Source organism: Litoreibacter roseus, assembly GCF_009811795.1.
Taxonomy (GTDB): domain Bacteria; phylum Pseudomonadota; class Alphaproteobacteria; order Rhodobacterales; family Rhodobacteraceae; genus Litoreibacter; species Litoreibacter roseus.
Genome location: NZ_BLJE01000016.1, coordinates 1 through 3763, shown reverse-complemented (window position 1 = coordinate 3763; position 3763 = coordinate 1). Strand labels below are relative to the sequence as shown.

Below are 3763 nucleotides of genomic sequence, written 5' to 3'. Positions count from 1 at the left end.
TTCGGAGTTCATCGCGACAGCATTGCAAGACTGGCTGAGGACAGTGGGGATCAAGCCGATCCAGATCTATCCAAGATCACCCTGGGAGAATGGGTACAATGAGCGCTTCAACGGCACACTGCGCCGAGAAGTCCTGAACGCCGAATGGTTCCACACCACCAAACAGGCACAGATCGTCATCAATACCTGGCTCAGACAGTACAATCGGATCCGACCATATCAGACACTAAACATGTGCCCGCCAGTTCCAGAAACCGTGGTAAAAAGTGGCCCATAGAAATCGGGATGGACACTTGTTCAAGAGAAGCCGATGAGGTCAGTTTGGGACATGACGGTTTCCTCTCTTACGATTCTTGCTTCTGATATAACGCCCGCTTTTAAAGCGATAGAGATCGCTTGGAATATCGAAGTTACACCAAGCTTTCTTGCGATTGATGTTTTAAGAGTTTTTGCCGATCCATATGTATATCTATGAAGCATAGCTGAATTTGGATCGTCAGAAATGGCCAGCAGACGTAAAAAGCAAATCTCGTCGTCTGTGAGTTCGACCCCGGTTGGCTTTCCGATGCGAGCTAGATAGCAAAAGGCATCGAAGAATTGCATTGACATCCAGTGAAGATCAGATTCATGAGTTCTGTACACATCCTGCAGCCATTCCACATCACGATCAGAACTAAAAAGCATGTATCCAAATCGACCGCTAAGATGTGATATGCGGAAAGCAAACCCACCAAAGCCCGCAAAATTCGAGCTGCCCACTTCAGAGGCCTCGCCTCCATCAGGGATTGTTCTTGCGGAGTAAAAGAAAACATCGAATTTATTAGATAGATCTCTTAGAATTCTATCTTCTCGAAGGCAATCGTTCACAAAGCAATTTTCTTTGCTGCGCAAAGGAAGTGAAGATAAAAATCTCTTTTGTAGAAGAGCTCTATCCCCTTCATTTGCGACGATAAGTGTAGCAAAATCGAGGCCAAATTCTCGAGGAAAAGCTGCAAACGAACCGGCCAGCTGATTGACAGTCTGAGAATCTTCTATCTCGTTCAACACGTCATGTAATTTAGGGTTCTTCGGCTCGTAAACTTTGATAGCTTCTTCAATACCCTGAACTGTCCAATTTCTCATCTGAATAATCAACGCTTGTTCAATTTGTCCTCTTGACGCACTAGATCGATGCCTCGTATCGGTTAACAACAAGTCAATTTATAGTTAGTTTTGCCTTCGAACCTCGAATAAATCAAAGTTTACCTCTCCTTAGCCATTTAGGTGTTTTCTCAACCATATTGATCGCCCGCAAGAAGGGCCTCATGGAAAACAAGAATTTTAAGATATGAAATGTCGTGAGATCAGCGTTCTTATCGTAGAAGATGAGCTAATTGTCGCAATGCATCTCGAAGACGAGATGCGCTCGTTCGGATTTAGTGATATAGATGTCTGCACCAACTTCGATCAAGCAAGAATGGAGCTGAAAGATAAAGTCTACGACTTGGCTTTAATGGATATATATCTTGGCAATAGGACAAGCTACGATCTCGCAAATTTTGCCCATGAATGTGGAAGTATTGTAATAATAATATCAGGATCTGTACTTAATTGCTCTCCGCATTTTTCACATGCATCTGATTTCATTCGAAAGCCGTGGTTGAATTCTGAGCTTCGAAACGCTGTGAAAAGGGCTACAGAAGCCCTAGCATAGCATATTGGGCTTGATTAATTTTAGCGCCGCTAAAGTGCTTGGGATAAGTGGCATGGCCTCAGATGCGAAATGTTCTAAGTGAGCTGGCGTGCGGGCTCAGCTTCGCCTATTAGATGTCGAGGTAAAACTGATTAAAGTAAAATATCGTTTTTTAATCTATCAATTTGAAACGCAAATCTGAAGTTTTGTTTTACAGATGAAAAGTTCTGGTGCAGGCTAATCTGTATGCTGGATAAATATTGATGATCCTGCTCACAGGTAGCCACTGATGTAAGGCTGATGTGGCTCCATCTCGGCATTTATTTTTTCCGAGACAGCATAGCTTTGGCGCTCAAAAGGAGAGCTAGACAGAAGCCCACCGAGTAGTAGATTAGCAGTATATTGGTCGTTGTTAAGCTCCATATCAAGGATGCTGTGATGGCTGCTAACGTTCCGGAAAGTCCCGCAAAAAGAATTATCAAGTTAGTTCTCCAAGTATAGCAGATTTTGATTTTCCTGCTTCAAAGTAAAGAAAGAGTAAATACGAGAAATTCCTGCTTTTTCTGCAAGATGGCTTAGTGAACGTGATCTGCACGCTTTGTTTTGACCACTTGGCAGGAGATTGTTCTTGGGGTGGTGCTGAAGACGATTGTTGCAAGTCTGAGTGTTTTATCAGCATGATCGATGAGTTATTCCCGATTGCGCCATGAGGACGAACGTCGTTTTAGTCCCTACGACAGTCCTTATTTTTGCACGAGAATCGTCAAGGCTCATGAACCGGCACTGTTGCATCTTGACCTTTAAAGGGGGAAACGCGGCGAGAAGGTGCGCCGGTTCCAGTACACAGCAATCGACGATGCGACACGTGTCAGGGCACTTAAGATCTACGACAAACACACGCAGGCAAACGCGATCGACTTCATTGATCATAACTATAGGGGCGGACCAACTTAAAGGGGGAAGATCAAAATCGGTGCTCAAAGAGCGGATTTATTAATGTTAGACTTGGAGGACCGCCTGAGCGAAATCAGCAAGATTGTCGGAGATGCAAACGATCTGCCAAAGAAAACACCTGAAGAGCAACAAGATTAGCTAGATGTGGTTTCCGTCCGTCCTCCGACATGGCGAGGAACCAATTAGAAGAACGGACGGAAGGCCCTTGCAGGCTTGTGACGCCACGGTGCGTGCGATTGAACCATGGTGCCTAAGGATAAAGCTCAAGCTGACCTCACGTGAACTGCATTTTGCATGCAAATTTCGCTGTCGTGTTAGCTTTTTGTTAAGGATGTCGAAGCAATAGGCTATCGCACTTATGTTTTCGCCAATAAAATAGTGGCCTGGCTGGCTGGGGAAACTATCTAAAATGAACGACTATCTACTTGATATTCTGCGTGATCTTCAAAAGCATGCAGAGGAAAACAACTTAACCGAACTTAAAGTGAAGGCCGAACGGATGCTCATGTTTGCAGAGGCCGTGCTGAAGGATCAAACATCCTAGCATTTTGGAGGTCTAGATTGGCTGAACAATCCAAAAATCAGTATAATACCATGTTTTAGTCAGGCAGGCACAGAAAGGCATATTTATGACACTCACGGTCGGCGATTTGAAGCGCCAACTTGAGGTTTTCGATGACAAGGATGAACTGGCGTTTTCTGGCGGGTTAGAATTTTATCGCCTTGAAGTGCAAGATGAAAACCTTGTCGTTTTTGAATTTAATGAATTTGAAGCTGCGCTTTCAGAGAGGTTTGTGAAGAAACATCCTCAGGTAAAAGTTGTTTTCTGTTCTGTAACCTAGACGAACCAGCGGGACACTTCTGGGTTACTGTAGCTTGTCTCTGAGAGCTTCGTAAGGGGTGTGGCCGTTGTGCGCGCCGTGTGGCCTTGCGAAGTTGTAAAACCGCTCCCATTCGTCGAGTTTGGCTTCGAGATCGACGTCGCCTTTGTAACTCGGAAGCTGATAGAATTCCTGCTGATCAGATCGGTGAGAGCGCTCCACTTTCCCGTTGAGCTGTGGCGTTCCGCGTTTGATGTAGGCGTGTCGAATGCCCCTGTCTTCAACATGCCAATGGAATTTGGCTTGGAACTCGTGG

At 44.9% G+C, this 3763-nt stretch carries 6 protein-coding genes and 1 pseudogene; 5 read left to right on the top strand and 2 right to left on the bottom strand.

Annotated elements, in window-relative coordinates; genetic code table 11:
* Positions 1-277 (top strand): integrase core domain-containing protein (locus tag KIN_RS22120; RefSeq protein WP_159811252.1); only part of this gene is annotated, 277 nt, incomplete at its 5' end.
* A 20-nt stretch (positions 278-297) separates the two neighbouring features.
* Here KIN_RS22120 and KIN_RS22115 read toward each other — a convergent pair.
* Positions 298-1122 carry a helix-turn-helix transcriptional regulator gene (locus tag KIN_RS22115; RefSeq protein ID WP_159811250.1) on the bottom strand — a complete coding sequence of 275 codons (825 nt, stop codon included), beginning with the start codon at positions 1120-1122 and terminating at the stop codon, positions 298-300.
* 205 nt (positions 1123-1327) lie between these two features.
* On the opposite strand from KIN_RS22115, the gene KIN_RS22785 reads away from it, so the two are divergent.
* The 4 genes and pseudogenes from KIN_RS22785 to KIN_RS22100 all read left to right on the top strand — a co-directional run bounded on the left by KIN_RS22785 (position 1328) and on the right by KIN_RS22100 (position 3468).
* Positions 1328-1693, top strand: coding sequence for a response regulator (locus KIN_RS22785; protein WP_159811248.1), 366 nt, complete (start codon positions 1328-1330; stop codon positions 1691-1693).
* Between the two features lie 783 nt (positions 1694-2476).
* Positions 2477-2602, top strand: a pseudogene (locus KIN_RS22105) (IS481 family transposase); the annotation flags it as partial.
* A 433-nt stretch (positions 2603-3035) separates the two neighbouring features.
* Positions 3036-3170 (top strand): hypothetical protein, encoded by a 135-nt coding sequence (locus tag KIN_RS22595; RefSeq protein ID WP_279285306.1) that lies wholly within the window; start codon positions 3036-3038, stop codon positions 3168-3170.
* An 85-nt stretch (positions 3171-3255) separates the two neighbouring features.
* Entirely contained in the window at positions 3256-3468 is a 213-nt protein-coding gene (locus KIN_RS22100; protein ID WP_159811246.1) for a hypothetical protein, read from the top strand.
* 24 nt (positions 3469-3492) lie between these two features.
* On the opposite strand, the gene KIN_RS22095 is transcribed toward KIN_RS22100, so the two are convergent.
* A partial coding sequence (locus tag KIN_RS22095) for an integrase core domain-containing protein (protein ID WP_159811244.1) occupies positions 3493-3763 on the bottom strand: 271 nt, incomplete at its 5' end.